Annotated in this window: 19 protein-coding genes and 1 pseudogene; 15 read left to right on the top strand and 5 right to left on the bottom strand. The window is 34.1% G+C overall.

The genetic code is table 11. The annotated features are described in order from the left end of the window. Window positions 1-62 precede the first annotated feature (62 nt). The 6 genes and pseudogenes from AC1Q8L_RS19140 to AC1Q8L_RS19115 all read left to right on the top strand — a co-directional run bounded on the left by AC1Q8L_RS19140 (window position 63) and on the right by AC1Q8L_RS19115 (window position 5,513). Window positions 63-1,220: an agmatine deiminase family protein gene (locus AC1Q8L_RS19140; protein WP_000709189.1), complete on the top strand. Its 1,158-nt coding sequence runs from the start codon at window positions 63-65 to the stop codon at window positions 1,218-1,220. 167 nt (window positions 1,221-1,387) lie between these two features. Continuing rightward, window positions 1,388-1,804: a phosphate-starvation-inducible protein PsiE gene (gene psiE, locus AC1Q8L_RS19135; RefSeq protein ID WP_000916573.1), complete on the top strand. Its 417-nt coding sequence runs from the start codon at window positions 1,388-1,390 to the stop codon at window positions 1,802-1,804. Between the two features lie 210 nt (window positions 1,805-2,014). After that, window positions 2,015-2,206 (top strand): annotated as a pseudogene (locus AC1Q8L_RS19130) (bestrophin family protein); the annotation flags it as partial. 231 nt (window positions 2,207-2,437) lie between these two features. Then, window positions 2,438-3,415 (top strand): agmatine deiminase family protein, encoded by a 978-nt coding sequence (locus AC1Q8L_RS19125; protein ID WP_492339479.1) that lies wholly within the window; start codon window positions 2,438-2,440, stop codon window positions 3,413-3,415. A gap of 42 nt (window positions 3,416-3,457) precedes the next feature. Further along, window positions 3,458-4,279 (top strand): MerR family transcriptional regulator, encoded by an 822-nt coding sequence (locus tag AC1Q8L_RS19120; RefSeq protein ID WP_000287980.1) that lies wholly within the window; start codon window positions 3,458-3,460, stop codon window positions 4,277-4,279. A 187-nt stretch (window positions 4,280-4,466) separates the two neighbouring features. Then, window positions 4,467-5,513 carry an agmatine deiminase family protein gene (locus AC1Q8L_RS19115; RefSeq protein ID WP_001244187.1) on the top strand — a complete coding sequence of 349 codons (1,047 nt, stop codon included), beginning with the start codon at window positions 4,467-4,469 and terminating at the stop codon, window positions 5,511-5,513. A gap of 47 nt (window positions 5,514-5,560) precedes the next feature. On the opposite strand, the gene pepF is transcribed toward AC1Q8L_RS19115, so the two are convergent. Together pepF and AC1Q8L_RS19105 are read right to left on the bottom strand one after the other, a co-directional pair. After that, window positions 5,561-7,348, bottom strand: coding sequence for an oligoendopeptidase F (gene pepF, locus AC1Q8L_RS19110; protein WP_025117953.1), 1,788 nt, complete (start codon window positions 7,346-7,348; stop codon window positions 5,561-5,563). A 117-nt stretch (window positions 7,349-7,465) separates the two neighbouring features. After that, window positions 7,466-8,257, bottom strand: coding sequence for an arylamine N-acetyltransferase family protein (locus tag AC1Q8L_RS19105; protein WP_000129219.1), 792 nt, complete (start codon window positions 8,255-8,257; stop codon window positions 7,466-7,468). 203 nt (window positions 8,258-8,460) lie between these two features. Here AC1Q8L_RS19105 and amyS point away from each other — a divergent pair, with 203 nt between their 5' ends. Next, window positions 8,461-10,002 carry an alpha-amylase gene (amyS, locus tag AC1Q8L_RS19100; RefSeq protein WP_000476898.1) on the top strand — a complete coding sequence of 514 codons (1,542 nt, stop codon included), beginning with the start codon at window positions 8,461-8,463 and terminating at the stop codon, window positions 10,000-10,002. A gap of 155 nt (window positions 10,003-10,157) precedes the next feature. On the opposite strand, the gene betA is transcribed toward amyS, so the two are convergent. Then, on the bottom strand, window positions 10,158-10,829 hold the full coding sequence (gene betA / locus AC1Q8L_RS19095) for a collagen-like exosporium glycoprotein BetA (RefSeq protein WP_065229147.1): 672 nt from the start codon (window positions 10,827-10,829) through the stop codon (window positions 10,158-10,160). A 609-nt stretch (window positions 10,830-11,438) separates the two neighbouring features. On the opposite strand from betA, the gene AC1Q8L_RS19090 reads away from it, so the two are divergent. The 3 genes from AC1Q8L_RS19090 to AC1Q8L_RS19080 all read left to right on the top strand — a co-directional run bounded on the left by AC1Q8L_RS19090 (window position 11,439) and on the right by AC1Q8L_RS19080 (window position 14,741). Further along, entirely contained in the window at window positions 11,439-13,340 is a 1,902-nt protein-coding gene (locus AC1Q8L_RS19090) for an endonuclease MutS2 (RefSeq protein ID WP_072939237.1), read from the top strand. A 6-nt stretch (window positions 13,341-13,346) separates the two neighbouring features. Beyond that, window positions 13,347-13,871, top strand: a complete 525-nt coding sequence (locus AC1Q8L_RS19085; protein ID WP_000256462.1) for a GNAT family N-acetyltransferase — start codon at window positions 13,347-13,349, stop codon at window positions 13,869-13,871. Between the two features lie 159 nt (window positions 13,872-14,030). After that, window positions 14,031-14,741 carry a histidine phosphatase family protein gene (locus AC1Q8L_RS19080; protein ID WP_001042048.1) on the top strand — a complete coding sequence of 237 codons (711 nt, stop codon included), beginning with the start codon at window positions 14,031-14,033 and terminating at the stop codon, window positions 14,739-14,741. A gap of 65 nt (window positions 14,742-14,806) precedes the next feature. Here the strand turns inward: AC1Q8L_RS19080 and AC1Q8L_RS19075 are convergent, their stop codons facing one another. Next, window positions 14,807-15,772 (bottom strand): quinone oxidoreductase family protein, encoded by a 966-nt coding sequence (locus AC1Q8L_RS19075; protein ID WP_000645270.1) that lies wholly within the window; start codon window positions 15,770-15,772, stop codon window positions 14,807-14,809. A 123-nt stretch (window positions 15,773-15,895) separates the two neighbouring features. Between AC1Q8L_RS19075 and AC1Q8L_RS19070 the strand changes: the two genes are divergently transcribed. The 3 genes from AC1Q8L_RS19070 (at window position 15,896) to AC1Q8L_RS19060 (ending at window position 18,096) form a co-directional block, all read left to right on the top strand. Further along, on the top strand, window positions 15,896-16,789 hold the full coding sequence (locus tag AC1Q8L_RS19070) for a LysR family transcriptional regulator (RefSeq protein ID WP_000403893.1): 894 nt from the start codon (window positions 15,896-15,898) through the stop codon (window positions 16,787-16,789). Window positions 16,790-17,089: 300 nt separating this feature from the next. Further along, a complete protein-coding gene (locus tag AC1Q8L_RS19065) occupies window positions 17,090-17,602 on the top strand; it encodes a YjfA family protein (RefSeq protein ID WP_492339478.1) in 513 nt (170 codons plus the stop codon). 17 nt (window positions 17,603-17,619) lie between these two features. Then, complete coding sequence (locus AC1Q8L_RS19060) at window positions 17,620-18,096, top strand: DUF2690 domain-containing protein (protein WP_000771159.1); 477 nt, start codon at window positions 17,620-17,622, stop codon at window positions 18,094-18,096. A 113-nt stretch (window positions 18,097-18,209) separates the two neighbouring features. Here the strand turns inward: AC1Q8L_RS19060 and AC1Q8L_RS19055 are convergent, their stop codons facing one another. After that, window positions 18,210-18,698 carry a DinB family protein gene (locus tag AC1Q8L_RS19055; protein ID WP_000902401.1) on the bottom strand — a complete coding sequence of 163 codons (489 nt, stop codon included), beginning with the start codon at window positions 18,696-18,698 and terminating at the stop codon, window positions 18,210-18,212. Between the two features lie 192 nt (window positions 18,699-18,890). Here AC1Q8L_RS19055 and AC1Q8L_RS19050 point away from each other — a divergent pair, with 192 nt between their 5' ends. Together AC1Q8L_RS19050 and AC1Q8L_RS19045 are read left to right on the top strand one after the other, a co-directional pair. Beyond that, a complete protein-coding gene (locus tag AC1Q8L_RS19050; RefSeq protein WP_001081119.1) occupies window positions 18,891-19,346 on the top strand; it encodes a DinB family protein in 456 nt (151 codons plus the stop codon). A gap of 192 nt (window positions 19,347-19,538) precedes the next feature. Then, window positions 19,539-20,576: a DUF4003 domain-containing protein gene (locus AC1Q8L_RS19045; protein ID WP_025117957.1), complete on the top strand. Its 1,038-nt coding sequence runs from the start codon at window positions 19,539-19,541 to the stop codon at window positions 20,574-20,576. The last annotated feature ends 112 nt before the right edge of the window (window positions 20,577-20,688 follow it).

The following is a 20,688-nucleotide window of genomic DNA, read 5'->3' as shown; positions in this document are numbered from 1 at the left end:
GCTTGAGCTTCACACTATGTGAAGCTTTACAGTATTGGAGACAAGAACAGGAGGTTGAAAAAATGAAAAAAGCAATAAAGTTTTGTTTAATAGCTACATTATCTACAACGATTATTAGTGGATGCTCTTTTGAGGGTAACAATGAAAATGTTAAAGGGAAAGAAGGAGAAAAAGTAGAGGTACAGAAAAATGCGGGGAAATATACGATGCCAGATGAAAAAGATAAACATGAAGGTACATGGCTACAATGGCCACATGAATACACATATGGTGAAGAGTATAAGCAGGAAGTTGAACCTATTTGGGTTAAGATGGCAAGTGCTTTAACTGAGGGTGAGAAAGTCCACATTGTTGCATATGACCAGGAAGAAAAAGAAAGAATCAATAACCTTTTAACAGATGAAGGGTTAAATATGGAGAAGATTGATTTCTTTATCTCGCCTACTGATGATGTATGGGCAAGGGACAGTGGACCAATTTTTGTTTATGACAGCAATAAAAATCTCAAAATATTAGATCCAGCATTTAATGGTTGGGGGAAGAAAACACCTTATAAAAATGATGCTCAAATACGTAAGAATGTGAGTAAACAATCAGGAATTGAAAGAATTGATTGGGGGAAATTTGTCCTTGAAGGCGGCGCAATTGAATTAGACAGCAATGGGACTGCGTTATTAACTCGAAGTGCGGTAACGAATAAAAATAGAAATCCTGATTTATCAGAAAAGGAAATTGAAAAATATATAAGTGATCTTGGGGTATCAAACTTTATTTGGTTAGACGGAGTACCTAATTTAGATATTACGGACTTTCATATTGATGGATTTGCTAAATTCCATAATAAATCTACCATTGTAACGATGAAAGAAGATGACCTAGCTGAATGGGGTTTATCCAATAAAGATATGGATACATTGTTAGATGCCAAAAATGCTTCAGGACAGAAATATAAGTATGAATACTTGCCGCTTAGTAAAGAAAAGGTTGCTTTAGAGAATGGAAAAACTCTCGATTATAAGGGATCGTATATCAATTATTATATTGGGAATACAGTTGTATTAGTGCCTAATTATAATGATCCGAATGATAAAATCGCAAACGATACAATTCAGAAGTTATACCCAGATCGTAAAGTAGTCGGTATTGATGTGAGGGAGTTGTATAAAAACGGCGGTATGATACATTGTGTGACACAACAACAACCAATTGCATTGAAGTAATTAATTGTAATTTCGTTGTGCTGCTATATAGACAAAATAGGTGAAATCTTATCTTTACCTATTTTGTCATTCCTTATTATTTGTAAAAATAAAATTTAAATATGATGATAATTGAATTGTAGTGTATGTTCGCTTTTCGTTTTATATGGTAAAGGAGAAAAATGTTTGTGTTAAAGAATTTTAAAATAGTGTTTTCGTATTTCCCTATCGTTTTACAGTACATTTTAAATGTAGCTTTAATTTGCTTAGGGGTTGTTCTAAGTGTGTTTCTTATGAAAGAAGTCATTCAGTTTATACAAGAACTGAAATTGGATAGTAATGAATCTAGTTATCATTTAATTGATAGTATCGTCGTATTCTTTTTGTACTTTGAATTCATCGTAATGATTATAAAGTATTTTCAAATGAATTTTCATTTTCCATTACGATATTTTATATATATAGGTATAACAGCTATTGTGCGTCTCATCATTATAGATCACGATAGTCCGTTAGATTTATTGTTATATGCCTGTGCAATCTTTGTATTAATTAGTGCGTTGTTCATTGCGAATTCTAAAATGATGCGTCGGGATTTAGAATAGTGAACATTTGTTGTTGAATTAAATAAGATATTTTATCTTTTTGCAAAAAAGGAGTAACGGTATTGAAAGAAATAATCTTAACCAGCCTCATAATGATAGGGTTTATGATTCTATTATTTAATTGTATACTTTCGTGATTTAAAAGAATAAAAGGTTAATAGAGAAAGAGGTTTTTGTAAATATGGTTCATTACAATAATCAAAATAGTTTACATTTATAAGTTTTGCATTCATAGGTATTGAAGCAATAGGGGTTGAAATTGAAGATCCCTTTGATCAGGATCCAAATGATCTTCCGCTAGAAGGAATTTGTATAGGAGTAGAAGCGCATTTAGTGAATTTATATAATCAAAACGATCTATTAGAAGTAATGGGTTTGAATCTTGATAAAAAAATCATTTAATCATTTATTGTTGTTTTAAAATATGGTATTTAAAAAACTTGTCAAGAGTCAATTTAAGGCTTAACGTCAGCTTTATATTTTTTATATAAATATATAATATTTCTCCATGCTATAATCCATTCATGAAATATACGCGGTTCATGAGTTGTAATGAAAAGAGAAATGAATTGAGGAATAGTTGGCTTTGTGAAATCAGTTATGTAACTACTATTAAAAAGCGAGGTAAATAATATGGAACAAAAACATAATGGGATTATTTTTACTGCAATACCAGACGAATCGAATGAATATTATCAACCATTTTATGAAGACTTGATTTACTTTAATGAATGTTTAAATGAAAAGAAATCAATTGCGGATCAACTTATATCTTTATCTGTTGAAGAACAAGACTTTCATACGAGCTGTTTTGAGTATGATGATATTTGGCTAAGAGATGTTGCACCGGTTGTCACAACTCATCTAGTTAAATTTAAATATAGACCCAATTATTTGCCAGATGATCAGGGGCGATATTTAGATCAACAGTTTAATAAATGGTTGAAAAAGAATGACTTTGAATATGTGAAATCCCCATTAATATTAGATGGTGGTAATCTTATTTGGAATAAAAAAGATACCGTAATATTAACAGAACGTATATTTGATGATAACGATGATTGCACAGAAGAGGAAATTATTGAGCAGTTAGAATGGGATTTAGATGTGAGCCGAGTTATTATTATTCCTGCTGAAGAAGGGGATGTACTAGCACACGCAGACGGAATGGTTAAATTTATTGATGAACATACAATGTTTATTAGTGATTTTTTAGGGGATCATGAATTTAGATATAGTGTTCAAGAGATTATTCAAGAACAAATGCCAGAAGCTGAATTTATAGTTGTTCCTTCATCATATACAGAGAAAGGACAATATGATCAAGAGATAGCATCAGCAAAAGGGTTGTATATAAATATGTTAGAATCATGTGATGCTCTTTATGTTCCTAAGTTTGGACTAGCTAAAGATGAGGAAGTTTTACGATATATTCAACAGTATACGGAGAAGCAAGTTATTCAAATTCATGTAGGAGAAATATCAACAATGGGAGGCGCAATGAATTGTTTAACGTGGTATTGTCCAAGCCATTTGTTACCTTCGAAAATGAGAAGATTGAAAAATCAGAATGAAGATTTTTCAATGAAGAAGATTTTTGATTGGTTTTAATAAATAAGTAATGAAAAGAAAATATATTCAAGGAGTATTGATATGTATACCATCGCTGAGTTTTCTCGGATTTGTAAAATGAGTACGCGGATGTTAAGACATTATGACAAAGAGGAGATATTAAAACCGGCATATGTGAATCCGGTTAATGGGTATAGGTATTATGAACAAGAGCAGCTGGAAGTAGCATTGAAAATAAAAAAGCTAAGGGAGTATAAATTTCCTCTTCCAAAAATTAAAATTGTTTTGCAGTCATCGGATCAAGATTCGTTTGTTCAACATATACAATCACAAATTATCGAGTTGTCTCATGAAGTGAAGCAAAATTTACAGGTTATTTCAGAAATGAATGAAATGGTAATGGTGAATAGTAGTCTAAATATTGCTCGCCATAGAAGTTACGATATATTAATGGGAATGAGGAACGAAGTAACGATAATTACTCAAAGAGTAAAAATAGATATAGATGATATAGATGATTATTTTTATGACTTATATGAAGAGGTACAAAAAAATAACTTTCAAATAGTCGGTTCGCCATCTGCAGTCTTTTATGATGAAGAATATATTCCAAGTAACAGTGATATTGAATTAAGAATCCCGGTTATGCAGGGGAATGATGAAGATGTAGTACAAGAATATGAAATGAAAAAACTAAGTCCACATCAAATCGTTACTACTATGCATTATGGAAGTTACGACTATATAGGTTACGCTTATATAGCGTTAGAAGAATGGGTTGAAAAAAATGGGTATGTAATAGTTAATTCGCCATATGAGGTTTATATAAAGGGACCTGAATGTGATTGTTTAGCAGAAGAGTATGTGACACAAATTTGTTTTTTAGTTACGAAAATAGAATGAGAATAAGGATTGACATTAACATTATGTCAATCCTTATTCTATGTACGAAAGCAATTTATCATAATAAAAAGGCGAAATAAAGAGTCACCTTATAAAGTTGCTACAAGTAAATGAAGATATTCCTGTTGACCTTAACACGATGTCAAAGTATAGACTGTACGTACATTCATATAAGGGGTGAACACGTATGAGAAATATAGAAAATAGTTTGTTTTATATGCCTGCGGAATGGGAGAAACATGAAGGTACATGGCTCCAATGGCCACATGATAAAGCACATAGAGGTGAAGGTTATAGAGCTAAGTTAGATGATATTTGGATATCGATGGCAAAGGAGCTTCACTATGGAGAAAATGTCCATATTGTTGTATGTGATGAAGAAGAGAAAATACATGTCCAATCGAAGTTAATGGAAGCTAATGTAAATATGGATAAAATTGATTTCTTAATTCAAGAAACTGATGATATTTGGATAAGAGATAACGGACCAATCTTTGTAACGGATAAGGAAGGGAATCGCTGCCTAACGCACTGGATATTTAATGGTTGGGGAAATAAATATCCGTACGAAAAAGACGCTAATATTCCGAATAAAATAAGTGAAATGTATCGCATTCCAAAAGTTGAATCTAGTGTCTGTCTAGAGGGCGGGGGAATTGAGATAAACGGAAACGGGACCTTAATGGCGGCGAAAACGTCTATTATAAATGAAAATCGAAATCCCACACTAAGTCAGAAAGAAATTGAAATGGAATTAACGAAATATTTAGGAGTAACGAATTTTATATGGATAACTGGTATACGCGGAGAAGATAATTATGATGAAGATACGGATTATCATATTGATGGCGCGGCACGGTTTGTAAATGAAAATACGATACTGTATGAATATGATCCTTTCGGTGAAGGAGAGCCATACCTTTTGGAGGCGTACGAAAAGCATTATCAAGAATTGCGACAAGCGAAAAATATAGATGGAAAGCCATTTCAGCTCATTCCAGTACCAGTAACAAGAAAAGTGGTAAAAGAAGCAGACTGTAAGGGTTCATATTTGAATTTTTATATTGGTAATGAAGTCGTATTAGTTCCTGTATATGGTGATGAACATGACAAGTTAGGGCTGCAAATTATTGAAGGTCAGTTTCCAGGAAGAAGAATTGTCGGTATTTATGTGAATGAATTGTATGCGTATGGTGGTATGATTCACTGTGTGACGCAGCAGCATATAGAATAGAGTAATTCAAATGAAAAAGCATGCAGAGCATATACTCTGCATGCTTTTTATAATGCTGAAAACTCCTCAACAAGTTGAGTGAATTGTTTCAATGCACTTTCAATCGGTTCTGGCGTAGTTAAATCAACACCAGCTTTTTTCAATAGGTTTAGTGGATAATCAGAACTTCCACCTTTCAGGAATTCAATATAATTTTTCTGAGCATTCGGATCACCGCTTAATAGTTTATCAGCGATTTGAATGGCAGATGCGAATCCAGTTGCATATTTGTATACGTAAAATGGGCGGTAGAAATGAGGGATTCTAGCCCATCCGTATTTTACTTCTTCATCAAATACAAGTGAATCACCGTTATATTCTTTAAATAGTTTTTCATAAATTTCACTGAAGACTTGTGCATTTAATGGTTTACCTTGTTCCGCCATTTCATGTGTGATTTTTTCAAATTCTGCAAACATAATTTGTGTAAAGAAAGTACCTTTGAATTTTTCAATAAAATGGTTAACTAAATGGTTACGCACGTTCGTTTCTTTTGCTTCTTTTAATAAATAGTGAATTAATAACACTTCATTTACTGTAGAAGCGACTTCTGCCACAAAGATAGAATAATGTGCAGAAATTCTTGGTTGGTATCCATGTGAATAGTGCGTATGCATACCGTGCCCGCATTCATGAGTAAGAGTGAACAGGCTATTTAAATCATCGTGATGATTTAAAAGAATGAAAGGATGAACACCATATACACCAAAGTTATAAGCACCAGAACGTTTTCCTGGTGTTTCTCTTACGTCTATATATTGTTTATCTTTAAAACTTTTTAATGTCTCAATATATTCTTCTCCTAAAGGAGCTAGTGATGCAATCATAATGTCAAATGCTTCACTATATGGGATGTCTTGTTTTGCACCTTCTACTAAATCGACGCCTAAGTCGTATTGTCTTAGTTCATCTACGTTTAATTTTTCTTTTCGAATTTCATTGTATGTATGTAATGTTTGAATGTTTTTTTTCGTTGTATCAATAAGGTTTTCATATACTTCTTTCGGAACCATATCGCCAAATAATGATTTCTCTAGCGCTGATGGATAGTTTCTTAGCTTCGAAACGGTAACATTATTTTTAATAGCAGCGGATAAAGTAGATGCGATGGAATTCTTTAACTGAACATATGGTTTGTAATATGCTTTATAAGCTTCTTTACGCTTTTCACGATTCGTATCTTCTATTAACTTTGCATACATTCCGCGTGTTAAGTTCACTTTTTCTCCATCGTCAGTCGTCACTTCACCAAATAATATATCTGCATTGTTTAACATACCAAATGTGTGCTGTGGAGAAGAAAGAGCTTCACCCATCTGTGATAAAATTGCTTCTTGGTCCTTATTCAATACGTGTTTTTTATAACGATATAATTCAAATAAGTCTTCTTTATAATATTGTAAGCCTTCTGTTTCTTCTATGTAAGAATGTAATGTGCTTTCGTCTATGCTAAGTAAGAAGGGGGAAAAGAAAGATTTAGCTGCACTTACTTTCACGTGTAATTGTGATACTTTATCGACAAGAGATTGCGCGTCAGTATCGCGTGTATCAAGGTCAGATTGTAATCGTGCATAAGCGAATATTAAAGATATTATGCTAGAAATTTCTTCACTCTTCGTTAAATAAGCTAATAAACTATTGCCATCGTGAATATTGCCATTAAACTCGTGTAATTCCTTCGTTAATACTTCAATTTTATGAAAATCACTTTCCCAATCTTCAATTGTATGGTAAATGTCTGTTAAATCCCATTTTTCTATATCAGCTACTTGTAATCGATCTTTAAGTTCTGTCATAATCATTTCCTTTCTAAACATGTAGTTATATTTCTATATAACTATGAAATACAACAAATTGCAAAAAATCCCTGCTGAAAATTGAAAAGCCTTGCTAAAATAACAAGGCTTACATACTTATAGTGTAATTCCAAATTTTGAATGTAAAAGGTTTGTAAATTGCATGTCTGTAACGGTTTCTTTCGTTTTTTTACCATTTTTCGCTACTGTAAGGCTATCTTTCGTTAAAGAGGCATGCCCATCTTCAGTTAGTTTTACAATAAGAGGTAGTTTATTAAAGGGTGACCCTTCATGTTCAACGATAATTTTTTGTGCTGTATTTGCTTTTTCTTCATCCACTTCTTCTATATAAAATGCATAGCCTAACGTCCAATCATCAGCAGAAAATTGATCCAAGAACTCATTGTTTTTCCGCATCTCTAAAATGTAGTTTCCCTTTTCGGTCATTTCTTTACGAATACGATAATCTCCTGTAACAGAGTGAATGACTTCACCTGAGAAAGGGACAGGGGCAAGAGGTAAGTATGATCCGAATCCTACTTCAATTAAATAAAGTTCATTATGATGTGTTAAAACGGTTGCAATATGACCAGAATCAACAGCCCATATGGAGTTTGTAGCGTTATAAACTGTTCCTGAAACGAGATGAACATCGAATCCAGAATCTTTCAGGAAGTAATACATAGTAGGATTGAGTTCATAACAAAGACCGCCACGGTTATTTACTAAAATTTTCTCTTTCAAATTTTCTTTTGATATTTCTTTAAAATTCTTTTCGAGAATATTTAAGTTTTCAAAAGGAACAGTTTGTGCCATTGCGTACATAATGTTAGATAAATCTTCAAATGAAACTGTGTCTTTTTCTTCTATATATAATCGTGCGAAAAATTGTTTTTGAAAGTCTGTCATAGAAATCCCTCCGTTATGTTTTTATAGGTAAATTGTAAACAATCTTGAATAGGATGTGAAATTAAAACTACGTTGAATATTTGAAGTGAGATTAAAAATAATGTGGGAGAGTGAGAGATTGCTACTTTACTAACGGTGGAACGAATATTATAATAATTCTGATAAACTATGCAAACGCTTTCTTAGAAGGGGATGGTGTACAGATGTTTAAAAGAGTAACAATAGTCGGATTGTCAGTTGTTATGTTTTTACCTAGTATATATGAGGGGAGTAAAGCATATGCAGATACAGTTAACAATGGAACGTTAATGCAGTATTTTGAGTGGTATGCTCCGAATGATGGGGATCATTGGAATCGTTTGCGTACTGATGCTGAAAATTTAGCGCAAAAAGGAATTACATCTGTTTGGATACCACCTGCATATAAAGGAACTACGCAAAATGACGTAGGATATGGAGCATATGATTTATATGATTTGGGGGAATTCAATCAAAAGGGAACAGTGCGGACGAAATATGGGACGAAAGCACAATTGAAGTCTGCAATTGACGCTTTACATAAGAAAAACATCGATGTATACGGTGATGTAGTTATGAATCATAAAGGTGGGGCTGATTATACAGAAACTGTCACAGCAGTTGAGGTAGACCCAAGCAATCGAAATGTTGAAGTATCAGGTGATTATGAAATTAGTGCTTGGACAGGATTTAACTTTCCAGGGCGTGGAGATTCTTATTCTAATTTCAAATGGAAATGGTATCATTTTGACGGAACAGATTGGGATGAAGGAAAGAAATTAAACCGAATTTATAAATTTAGGGGCATAGGTAAAGCGTGGGACTGGGAAGTGTCTAGCGAGAATGGGAATTATGATTATTTGATGTACGCGGATCTTGATTTTGATCATCCAGATGTTGCGAATGAAATGAAAAAATGGGGAACGTGGTATGCGAAGGAATTAAATTTAGATGGCTTTCGTTTAGATGCTGTTAAACATATTGATCATGAATATTTGCGCGATTGGGTAAATCATGTTAGACAGCAAACGGGGAAAGAAATGTTTACAGTAGCTGAATATTGGCAAAATGATATCCAGACTTTAAATAATTATTTAGCGAAGGTCAATTATAATCAATCTGTGTTCGATGCACCACTTCATTATAATTTTCACTATGCTTCAACAGGAAATGGGAATTATGATATGAGAAATATTTTAAAAGGAACGGTAGTTGCGAATCATCCTACACTTGCGGTTACTCTAGTTGAAAATCATGATTCACAGCCTGGTCAGTCATTGGAATCTGTAGTGAGCCCTTGGTTCAAACCGTTGGCATATGCATTTATTTTAACGCGTGCAGAGGGATATCCTTCTGTTTTCTATGGTGATTACTATGGTACAAAAGGAAATAGTAACTATGAAATTCCAGCGTTAAAGGACAAAATTGATCCGATTTTGACGGCACGAAAAAACTTTGCATATGGTACGCAGCGGGATTATTTTGATCATCCAGATGTAATTGGCTGGACAAGAGAAGGTGATAGTGTACATGCTAATTCTGGTTTAGCAACATTAATCTCTGATGGACCAGGAGGGTCAAAGTGGATGGATGTTGGGAAGAATAACGCAGGGGAAGTATGGTACGATATTACGGATAATCAAACAAATACTGTAACAATTAATAAGGATGGTTGGGGACAATTCCAAGTAAGTGGAGGATCAGTTTCCATATATGTTCAGCAGTAATTTGGTGATGAAAAAGAAGAGGTAGACTGAAATATAAGTTTTCCTCTTCTTTTTATATTGTGCATATTTATCCCGCTATTTGTGGTCAGTCCGATTGGTGAGGGCTTATTAAAGTTTCACTTTATTTTTCCTGAATCTTTATTGTAATAAAAGAGTTAGTCGACCTTTATAACAACAAGAGAGGCATTGGAGTATATAATGTCACCCGTGGCTTCTCTTATTCGTACTCGAAGAACATCCCCTTGATTTAAAGATAGTAAATCAGTTCTGGCGGATGTAGCTCTTATCCCAGAATCACCACCAACTCGCGTTTCGATTGCGAATTGAATGGAATCGTTTATTGTAAGATTTAATATACTAGACGATATAGCTTGTATTACAAATACAATTGAAAAGGATACAGAGTACACGCCAGTGGTATCAATTGTAATAGAATTATTTAATGGATTTATAGTAGTTCCACTAGCAGGTCCTGGAATGGTAAAATTAACATTTGTATTAACTACTGCTGAAAAACCGATTCCTACTTCAGAAGTTATTGTTCCAAATACGGGAAGGATCCCTAAACCGGTTGCGCCAGTAGGACCAGTTATTCCGATTCCGGTAGGACCTGTACCCCCAGTAGGACCAGTTATTCCGATTCCGGTAGGACCTGTACCCCCAGTAGGACCAGTTATTCCAATTCCGGTAAAACCTGTCGCACCGGTAGGACCTGTGATTCCAGTAGGTCCGGTGGGTAATGTAAATGGTGGAATTGATGGTAGTGTGGGACCGATTAAATTTGGTTCTAGAGCAGTTCCATGTAAAATACTATATTCTTCACTCATATAGTAAACCTCCTATTATTGCTTGTCATAATTATTAAATGTATCAGGGGAAGGAAATGACATTCGCAATAGCGGAGGCGCTTCTTATAATTTCTCCTCAGCGAATATAGGTCTAATTTAAGAAATATTGAAGTGTAGAGTTACGTACTACTGAAGTATGGCACCTTTACTTCTCACGTAACATATAGTATGATGATTTCAATAAATTAGATTTCAATGACTATAATATAAATTAATGAGAGGTGCTTTTTGTGAGTGCGGTAGGTACTAAATAGGAAAAATTTAATGAAATAAATCAGATAAGAACAGGGGATTTTTATGTATACCATACCCCTAGCTTTGTCATGGATTTATTTCAATACCTATGAAGATACCTACAATACTTTATAAAGCGTGTAATAAGGGGATTGCCATCTGTTTTTTATGGCTTATTTCCTCATATGTTATTACTCATGCCTTGTAAATGTAAAAGCTGCGGTATCCCCGCAGCTTTTTTGTATATATTTTTAATGTATAAAAATGGTAATTAAATAATGTAGAGCTCATTGGAATCTAATGAGTAGGTATCTTCATTTATGATAAAAATCAATCATAGTGAGGAGAAACAAAATGAATACGATGACTTTTGAAAAGTTACAATATAACGAATTAAAGGATATAGTGAAATCTTATTGTGTAAGTGGATTAGGTAAGGAATTAGTAAACAAATTAGAGCCGAGTACGAGTATAAAAGTAGTGAGAAATCGCTTGAATGAAACGACAGAAGCACGAGCTATATTAGATGCAGAAGGGCATGTTCCTTTCTTCGGCATTTCTAATATTGCTAGTACAATTCAAAAATTAGAAAAAGGAATGATTTTAGATCCAGAAGAATTAGTAAGTGTTTCAGACTTTTTACGTGGGTGTAGAAAGATTAAAAAGTTTATGTTAGATAAAGAATTTTTTGCACCAGTATTAGCTTCTTATGCAAATTCAATGACTGAATATAAAAGTATTGAAGAGGAAATTAACTTTTCAATTAAAGGAAATAGTATTGATGTAGCTGCAAGTAAAGAGTTAAAACGAATTCGAAATAATATCGATTCTGTAGATGGGAAAATAAAAGAACGTTTAACGAAGTTTTTAAATAGTAGTGCAAATAAGAAATTCATTCAGGAATTCTTTATTAGTAAAAAGGATGACCGTTATACGATTCCAATTAAATCTTCCTATAAAAATCAAGTTGCTGGAAGTATTATTGAAGCCTCGGCAAAAGGTTCTACTGTATTTATAGAACCGCATACGGTTACGAAATTGAATGCAGAATTAGCAGGTTTGAAAGCAGATGAAGCGGTTGAAGAGTATCAGATTTTAGCGACTTTATCAGGAATGGTGTTAGAAAACATTTATAGTATAAAGATTAACATGGAGCTAATTAGTCAGTATGATATGGTATTTGCGAAAGCGAAGTTTAGTAAATCGATTGATGGAATAGAACCGAAGTTAAACGATCATGGCTACATTCATTTAGTGAATTGTAAGCATCCGCTTTTAACAGGGCAAGTTGTACCGTTACATTTTAAAATTGGTCAAGAGTATCGTAGTTTAATTATTACAGGGCCGAATGCGGGCGGAAAGACAATTGTGTTAAAAACGATTGGATTGTTAACATTAGCTACAATGTCAGGTCTTCATATTGCAGGAGATAAAGGTACAGAAATCGCTATTTTCGAAAATGTATTCGTAGATATTGGTGATAATCAAAGTATTGAAAATGCACTAAGTACATTTTCGTCTCATATGAAAAATCTTTCTGAGATTATGAGGATGTCAAATAATAATACGTTACTTTTATTTGATGAAATAGGGAGCGGTACAGAACCAAATGAAGGTGCAGCACTTGCAATTTCTATTTTAGAAGAGTTGTACTTTGCGGGATGTATTACCGTTGCGAGTACGCATTACGGAGAAATTAAACGATTCTCAGAAATGCATGATGACTTTATGAATGCAGCGATGCAGTTTAATAGTGAAACGCTAGAGCCGCTTTATAAATTAGTTATCGGAAAATCAGGAGAAAGTAATGCACTTTGGATTGCGAATAAAATGAGCGTAAAAGAACATGTACTGAAAAGAGCGAAAGAGTATATGGGAAATAAAGAGTACGCATTAGAAAAAGTGAATGAAAGTAAAATTAGAAAACCGAAATTTGTACAAGAAAAAAGAGAATCTCATTATGAGTACAAAATCGGCGATCGTGTTAATTTATTGGATCATGATGATTTTGGTATCATCTATAAGGAAAAAGATAATTTTTATAACGTTGTTGTATATTATAACGGTGAATTCGTTGAAGTAAATGTAAAACGTATTACTTTAGAAGTAGCAGCGAAGGAGTTATATCCAGAAGGATACGATTTAAATACACTATTTGTTGATTATAAAGAAAGAAAAATGCAACACGATATTGAGCGCGGATCGAAAAAAGCACTGCGTAAAATTCAAAAAGAAATAAGAAAGAATAGAGGATAAGTTAAAATGGTAACGATTAGACAAGAACAAAAAAATGATTATAGAAAAACAGAAGAAGTCATAAAAGAAGCATTTTTAAAGGAAGAATTTAGTGATAAAACAGAACATGAACTTGTAAAACGTATTAGAGAATGTGACGCGTTTGTTCCAGAGTTATCAATTGTTGCGGTAGATGAAGATATAGTTGGTCACATTATGTTATCGAAAATTACAATAGAACAAGATGGAACTTCTGTAGAATCGTTAGCACTTGCACCAGTTTCAGTTGCTAGGGGTCATCAGAAAAAAGGAATTGGTGGAAACCTGATTGTAGCTGCATTAGAAAAAGCGAAAGAACTTGGATACGGATCAGTTGTAGTATTGGGACATCCAGAGTACTACCCGAAATTTGGTTTTAAGAAAGCAAGTGAGTGGAATATAAAAGCACCGTTTGAAGTGCCTGAAGAGGTATTTATGATAATGGAATTAACAGAAAATTCTCTTCGAGGTGTAGAAGGAATTGTACAATATTCGAGTGCTTTTGCTGAGTAGGAGTAACGGTTAAGAAATGTAATCATAAAAGATGCTATCTTTTTGTATGGATATACAGAAAGATAGCTTTTTTATTAAGCGGATCTACTGACGTATATTTTGCTCAATGAATAATTGAGGTGGTAAAATTGATATAGAAACGTAAAGGGAGAGAATGAAATGAATAAGCGAGAAACAGATAGCAATGAGAATGCAGTTACTTTATATGTTACAAGACACGGTAAAACAATATTAAATACGAATCATCGCGCGCAAGGTTGGGCTGATTCTCCATTAGTAGAAAAAGGTGTTGAAGTTGCCACAAATTTAGGAACAGGATTAAAAGATATTCATTTTATGAATGCGTATAGTAGTGATAGCGGCCGAGCGATTGAAACTGCTAATTTAGTATTAAAATATAGTGAGCAATCAAAATTAAAACTTGAGCAAAGAAAAGATTTGCGAGAATTAAATTTCGGTATTTTTGAAGGTGAAAAACTTGAGAATATGTGGGATGTGGTTGGAAAAGCTGCAGGCGTTCCATCACCAGAAGAACTTATGAAGTTTTCTATTCAAGAAGTGATTAATCTTATTAGAGTAGCAGATCCTACAAAACAGGCGGAAGATTGGGAATTATTTTCTACTCGCATAAAAGCTGAGATAGATAAAATTAGTGAAGAAGCTGCTGGAAATGGTGGCGGTAACGTTTTAGTTGTCGTTCATGGGCTTTTGATTACTACCTTAATAGAAATGTTAGACAGTAGCAAAACAAAACTTGGGGTGGAAAATGCTAGTGTGACGAAGATTGTATACCAAGATGGAACATATACAGTCGAGTCGGTTGGAGATATGAGTTATGTTGCAAAAGGGAAAGAAAGTGTGGAAATATAATTAAATCTCAAATAGAAATAAGAAAAGGAAGGTAGAGAAATCTAGCTTCCTTTTCATTTTGTGAATTATGGGATTAATAAAATCTTCCCTGTGCTTTTACGGCTCTCTAATAATTCATGAGCAAGAGCACCGTCTTGTAAAGAGAATGTAGTAGGATTTGAAATGTTTAATTTTCCAGTTGTGATCCAATCGAATAATTGAGTAGATCGTTTTTTACGTTCTTCATAAGTGGTAAGCACGTTCCAAAGGTCTCCACCAGTTAAAGTTTTTGAAGTATCCATAAGCATACGCGGATCAACTGGCGCAGGATTACCACCAGCCATTCCGTAAAATACGACAGTACCGCCAATTTTAGTAGCGTTAAAACTTTCCCCTAATGTAGAACCTACTGATTCATACACAACATTTACTCCAGTTCCATTAGTCATTTCAAGTACTTTCGTATGCCATTCTTCGTTATATAAAGATACGCGATCGGCACCAGCTAATGTAGCTATCTTTGCTTTTTCTTTTGATGATGTAAGACCAATTACTGTTCCGCCCTGTAGTTTAATCATTTGAATAAGAAGTTGACCGACGCCACCAGCTGCAGCGTGTACTAAAGCTATATCACCTTGTTTTAGTTGATAGCTATCGTGCGTTAAATAATGTGCAGTTAATCCTTGTAATAAGACAGAAGCGGCTGTTTCAAAAGAAATAGAATCTGGTAGTGGGATTACTTTTTCAGATGGAACGGCAACTAGTTCTGCATTTGCAAATGGGACGTCCGCAAATGCAATACGGTCTCCTAGGTTGATAGTAGTAACGTCAGCTCCTACTTTTTCAACAATTCCAGCTCCTTCATAACCTAATACATAAGGCGGATTGCCAGCAAGATGATAATCGCCGCGGCGTCTATAAATATCAGCGAAGTTTAATCCGATTGCTTTCGTGCGGACAAGAATTTCATTTGGACTTATGATTGGATCGTGTATTTCTTTATAGTGTAGAACATTAGCGTCTCCGAATGTTTCGAAACAAAGTGCTTTCATATGGAATACCTCCATTTATATTGTTTATAGATGTTCTTTATCATACAATACAAATATCAATAGACAAAGAGGATTATTTCGATGGAATCAATCGAAAATATCGATTGAAAAGAGGGATGATAAATGGAAATAAAACAGTTAATTACATTTAAAGTAGCGGCACATACTTTGAACTTTACACAAACTGCGAAGAAATTAAACTTTGCCCAATCGAGCGTTACAGCACAAATTAAAACATTAGAGGCTGAGCTCGGTACACCACTATTTGAGAGATTAGGGAAACGTCTTTTCTTAACTGAAGCAGGTAGGAAGTTTCAACTATATGCCGACAAGATGATTGCACTCAGTAACGAAGCGAAAATGGCTGTGAAAGATGATGAAGAAATAGCAGGTACGTTAATAATTGGTGCACAAGAAAGTCAATGTACATACAGACTGCCTTCTATATTAAAGAAGTTTAAAGCACAATTTCCTCAAATAAAACTTATATTTAAACCAGCACACTCCAATAAAGATGCGAAGGAACAATTGATGGAGGGGAAAGTAGATCTTGCATTTATTTTGGACGAATGTAAAACAGAAGATGTTTTACATGTGGAACCACTTATGAAAGAAGAATTAAAAGTAGTAGCTGCTCCTATGCATCGTTTACTTGAACAACCTTCAGTTTCTATAAAAGATTTAGAGAGTGAAACACTTTTACTAACAGAATTAGGCTGCTCGTATCGGACTTTATTTGAAGAGCTATTTCGCTGGGAAGATGTATATCCAGCAAATAAAATTGAATTTGTTAGTGTTGAAGCAATTAAACAATGTGTTATTGCAGATTTAGGTATAGCCGTTTTACCAGCGATAGTAGTAGAAAAAGATATACGGGAAGGGACGTTAAAGGAGTTAATGTTAAACGAAACAATATCTCCAATTTATACACAAATCGCTTGGCATAAAGACAAATGGATGACAGTGCCACTGCGACAATTTATTGATGTAACGAGGGAGTTTTTTGTAACGGATTAAGTGGAGAAATATTTATTTTATATAAAAGAAAAAATGGCAATTTTGTATAAAGAATCGATGCTTGAATATAACAAGTATCGGTTCTTTTATGTTTTAAATATAGAATGCTATAAAATGTGTATTTCTCAACTTTTTTTCTTACAAGGATAAGTAAAATTCTTCGTATATTCCAATAATCATAAGGGAATTTACAACGTTTATTCGTTTCTGTAAGATGCCTCTAGGAAGCGTGAAAGGAGGACTTACATAGCAGTATAGCTTGTCTTTAGTATACGTACTTATTGTGAGGAGGAATTTAAAATGTTTAAAAAGTTAATGAAAGTATGCGTGTTAAGTGCGGCAAGTATAGGTGTATTATTTAGTTTTCAAGGAAGTACATTTGCAGCTACTGATTTAAGTAGTTATTATGATGGGAAAAATCCAGCAACAACGAAAGTATACGGGGGAAGTACGACGTGTGATGCAGATGGATTTAATGCAAAATCTACAGCTGTATATGAAGGTAGTAAAAAAGTAGGGACAGTGTATTTACGTTACAGTAATAAATGTCATGCAGCATGGGCTAAGTTTGTTTTAAATCAACCAGCACCAGCTGTTTCGGGAGGAGTGTACGCGTACGCTGTTGTGAATAAATACAAAAATGGTGTATTCCAAAAATCAGTTACTTCTAATCAGGGGAACGGCACAATAAAAACAGGTCAAACGAGCACTTATACAGGAATGGTATTTGATTTAACTGCTGATTTCGGATACACAGCAGATGCTGAAGCAGTTACGTTTAATAACGGTTACGGGAAAACAGCACGTTATTAATAAAGGAGTGAAATGATATGAAACTTTTAAAAAAGACGAGTGCATGTTTATTGCTATCTTTACTCGTTGTAACTAGTATGTTTAGCGCGACTAATAGCGATAAAGTATACGCAGAAGACCATTCATATGATGGGAAAAGTCCTTATTATAACAGCTGTGATCAATCTGCAGTAACGAAAGAAAAGAAGTGGATTGATTCAAATTCTTATGTGGAATTAAAATTTAGCACGACGTGTAAGACAGCGTGGGCAAAAGTTACTGTAACTCGCCTGGCAGTTTATAATAACGAAGCTGATGCAAGGATTGTTAGAAAAACAGATGGAAAGGCATACACTTGTGGAAGTGCTGGAGGAAATGGTGTTGTAAATAAAGGGCAAACATCATGCTATACGCCAATGGTATATGACTTAGATCCAAGAAAGGCACAAGCGCAGGGGAAACATGCAATACCAAATAGTGATGCATATAATTATGCTGAGACTATTTGGTATTGATGAGGATATGGAGATTGTAAGATAGAATATTTTAAGAGCATGTTTTGATTGTATTTCAAAATATGCTCGATTTGTATTCATTCTAATTTTTTCGGTAATCATGGACCATTGAATTAACTAAGGTCTGTATCAGGAGGATTGTATCCAAGGTGACGAGCCATAGATACAATTTGTCCTTTATGGTGAAATTCATGCGTCTCCGTATGAGTTAAAAGCCATAGCGGAGTTGTGCTCCAAGGTTCTTTTTGCCATTTCACTTCATTTGCTATATTTTCGAGCCAACGGTCATTGTATTCATCTAAAAAACGTTGTACAGTTTCGTCTACTAACTTAAATCTAGCACGGACTTTTTCCACATCTGCATGCTCAATTTCGTAATCGCTAGCAAATGAAAAATCTGCTCTTTTTTGCTTGAATGCGAATGATCCAAGCCAGTATTGATAGCAATCGGCTACATGAATATGAGTCTTTATAATGCTACCGCTTCCGAAATTAGGAACTGTGCTATGTAATTTTTCTACTGGGATTTCTTCCAAAAACGAAAATAGAGTTTCTCTTGTAGAGCTAATAAGATTATATTGTTGTTTTAAAATATGTAACATGCAAGTACACTCCTCTTTTATTTACATAGTAAGTAATTCTATATTTACGAGGAGTGAACCTTTTTATTATTTTTAATAAGCATATTAGATGTATTTCTTATTTGTTTCTGATAGATTAAACAAGGTGAAACTTTAATAAGTTGAACATTATTAGTTCATAATAAATTGTACATCAAGAAGGGGAACGATAAAATGAATAGACTAGTGGGTTTAAAACAATTTGAAATAACGCGCGGGGCGTTACTTAAATTTATGGAAACGTTAGATGATAAAACTGCGGATACGCAGCCAGAGGGTTTTAACAATACAATTCGTTGGCATATCGGTCACGTGTTAACAGCAGCAGAAGTTTTCATGTTTGGAAAAGAATTCAAACAATTACCAACTGAATATCCAGGTATGTTTGGGTATGGATCACGACCATCTAAATGGAAAACAGAAGGACCATCGTTAGAAGTGTTAACGGCTCAATTAAAAGAACAAGCAAAACGTATTAACGAAATTCCAGCAGAAGCATTTGAAAATAAACTGCCAGAGCCATTCCTAGGATTGGAAACAGTAGGGGAGCTTTACGGTATGATGCTTTATCATGAAGCTGATCATATTGGGCAAATGAAAGCGATGGAACGTATTATTAAAGCTCTCTAGTCTTAATTGCATATAACAAGCGATACAGTTGTAATGTTAAATAATATATACAAAAAAGGTAGATAAATTATTATCTACCTTTTTTGTATAACTTCTTGAAGGATTAGGGATTATCATCGTGGTGCTGATGAAGAAGGATAAGAGAATTTTATAATTTTTATGGTGTGATTATTAATTGTAGTATTCCTAAATATGGAATATATGTATAATGATAGAGAAGAACTAGAAATAGGGGTGAATACTATGATTACATTAGAGCAAAAGTTGGAGCAATATAAACATACATATGTACAGTTAAAGGGAGAACTAAAATGGAAAACGAGTGATTCTCGAACAGGAATGATGATTGCTGCTATGTATGCAGGTAGTGATAAATTGTTTGATCTCGGACGTTTTTTAGAAATTAGTAGTTATATTAAGAATCAGGTAGGGATGTTTTCATACTTAAAGTCTTATCATCGTTTTGTAGTGGCCGCAACATTAGATATTCACTTTACAGATTACAAGGAAGCTTTTCGGAAGTTTTTAGATTTATATGAACAATTGGTCACTGGTGGCTTTAGCCGGAGTATATTTACTTATCTCGCAGCAGCTGTGCTTTTAACAGAAGAAAATGAACAGCATGACACACATATTCAGCGTTCGATGCAAGTATATAAACGCATGAAAAAGGATCACCTCTTTCTTACAAGTACAAATGATTATCCGCTCGCAGTTTTATTAGCAGGACAATCAGAGCATGTAGAAACACTTATGGACCGAGTGGAACGTCTTTATCAGAAACTAGCGACAGCTGGTTTGCGTAAAGGGAATGATCTTCAATTTTTGAGTCATATTCTTTCACTAAAGAAGGATGTCAGGGAAGAACTATTAGTTGCAAAATGTACAAATATATGGAATTTGTTAAAGCAAGAAAAGGTAAAAGTAAAACAGATGCATTACCCAGCTATCGGGCTACTAGCGTTACTCGAGGACGGAGAAAAAGAGATTCATTCTATTCGAGCATTTATTGAAAAATTGCAGGGGGATAAATTGTTCCGTTGGCATACAGATACAACTATTCTTATTGCTATTCAACTGTTCGTCAGTCAGAAAGGTGAGGAAAGTAAAGCTACTAACACAGGTTTACAAACAATGATAGAAGTCCTCATACAAGCACAACAGGCAGCCATGATGGCAACGATTGCCGCTTCATCTGTAGCAACATCTTCTGCTAGTAGCAGTTCATAATGTGTAATTGCTTATACTCTTGTAAATTATAACTCCCTTGATAAGGACGGTTTAAAAAATATTACTAAAAACAGTTAGCTCATCACTCTCTAATGAGTGATGGGCTAACTGT

The sequence above is a fragment of the Bacillus sp. GW823-FHT06A11 genome, assembly GCF_058795355.1.
Note: the sequence above shows the minus strand (reverse complement) of the source record. Positions and strands in the feature narration are given on the sequence as shown.

Bases quoted from the DNA above. Each gene is read 5' to 3' on its own strand.
- AC1Q8L_RS19140 (WP_000709189.1), top strand. From the start codon at position 63: ATGAAAAAAGCAATAAAGTTTTGTTTAATAGCTACATTATCTACAACG.
- AC1Q8L_RS19125 (WP_492339479.1), top strand. From the start codon at position 2,438: ATGGAACAAAAACATAATGGGATTATTTTTACTGCAATACCAGACGAA.
- AC1Q8L_RS19120 (WP_000287980.1), top strand. From the start codon at position 3,458: ATGTATACCATCGCTGAGTTTTCTCGGATTTGTAAAATGAGTACGCGG.
- AC1Q8L_RS19115 (WP_001244187.1), top strand. From the start codon at position 4,467: ATGAGAAATATAGAAAATAGTTTGTTTTATATGCCTGCGGAATGGGAG.
- pepF (WP_025117953.1), bottom strand. From the start codon at position 7,348: ATGACAGAACTTAAAGATCGATTACAAGTAGCTGATATAGAAAAATGG.
- AC1Q8L_RS19105 (WP_000129219.1), bottom strand. From the start codon at position 8,257: ATGACAGACTTTCAAAAACAATTTTTCGCACGATTATATATAGAAGAA.
- amyS (WP_000476898.1), top strand. From the start codon at position 8,461: ATGTTTAAAAGAGTAACAATAGTCGGATTGTCAGTTGTTATGTTTTTA.
- betA (WP_065229147.1), bottom strand. From the start codon at position 10,829: ATGAGTGAAGAATATAGTATTTTACATGGAACTGCTCTAGAACCAAAT.
- AC1Q8L_RS19090 (WP_072939237.1), top strand. From the start codon at position 11,439: ATGAATACGATGACTTTTGAAAAGTTACAATATAACGAATTAAAGGAT.
- AC1Q8L_RS19085 (WP_000256462.1), top strand. From the start codon at position 13,347: ATGGTAACGATTAGACAAGAACAAAAAAATGATTATAGAAAAACAGAA.
- AC1Q8L_RS19080 (WP_001042048.1), top strand. From the start codon at position 14,031: ATGAATAAGCGAGAAACAGATAGCAATGAGAATGCAGTTACTTTATAT.
- AC1Q8L_RS19075 (WP_000645270.1), bottom strand. From the start codon at position 15,772: ATGAAAGCACTTTGTTTCGAAACATTCGGAGACGCTAATGTTCTACAC.
- AC1Q8L_RS19070 (WP_000403893.1), top strand. From the start codon at position 15,896: ATGGAAATAAAACAGTTAATTACATTTAAAGTAGCGGCACATACTTTG.
- AC1Q8L_RS19065 (WP_492339478.1), top strand. From the start codon at position 17,090: ATGTTTAAAAAGTTAATGAAAGTATGCGTGTTAAGTGCGGCAAGTATA.
- AC1Q8L_RS19060 (WP_000771159.1), top strand. From the start codon at position 17,620: ATGAAACTTTTAAAAAAGACGAGTGCATGTTTATTGCTATCTTTACTC.
- AC1Q8L_RS19055 (WP_000902401.1), bottom strand. From the start codon at position 18,698: ATGTTACATATTTTAAAACAACAATATAATCTTATTAGCTCTACAAGA.
- AC1Q8L_RS19050 (WP_001081119.1), top strand. From the start codon at position 18,891: ATGAATAGACTAGTGGGTTTAAAACAATTTGAAATAACGCGCGGGGCG.
- AC1Q8L_RS19045 (WP_025117957.1), top strand. From the start codon at position 19,539: ATGGAATATATGTATAATGATAGAGAAGAACTAGAAATAGGGGTGAAT.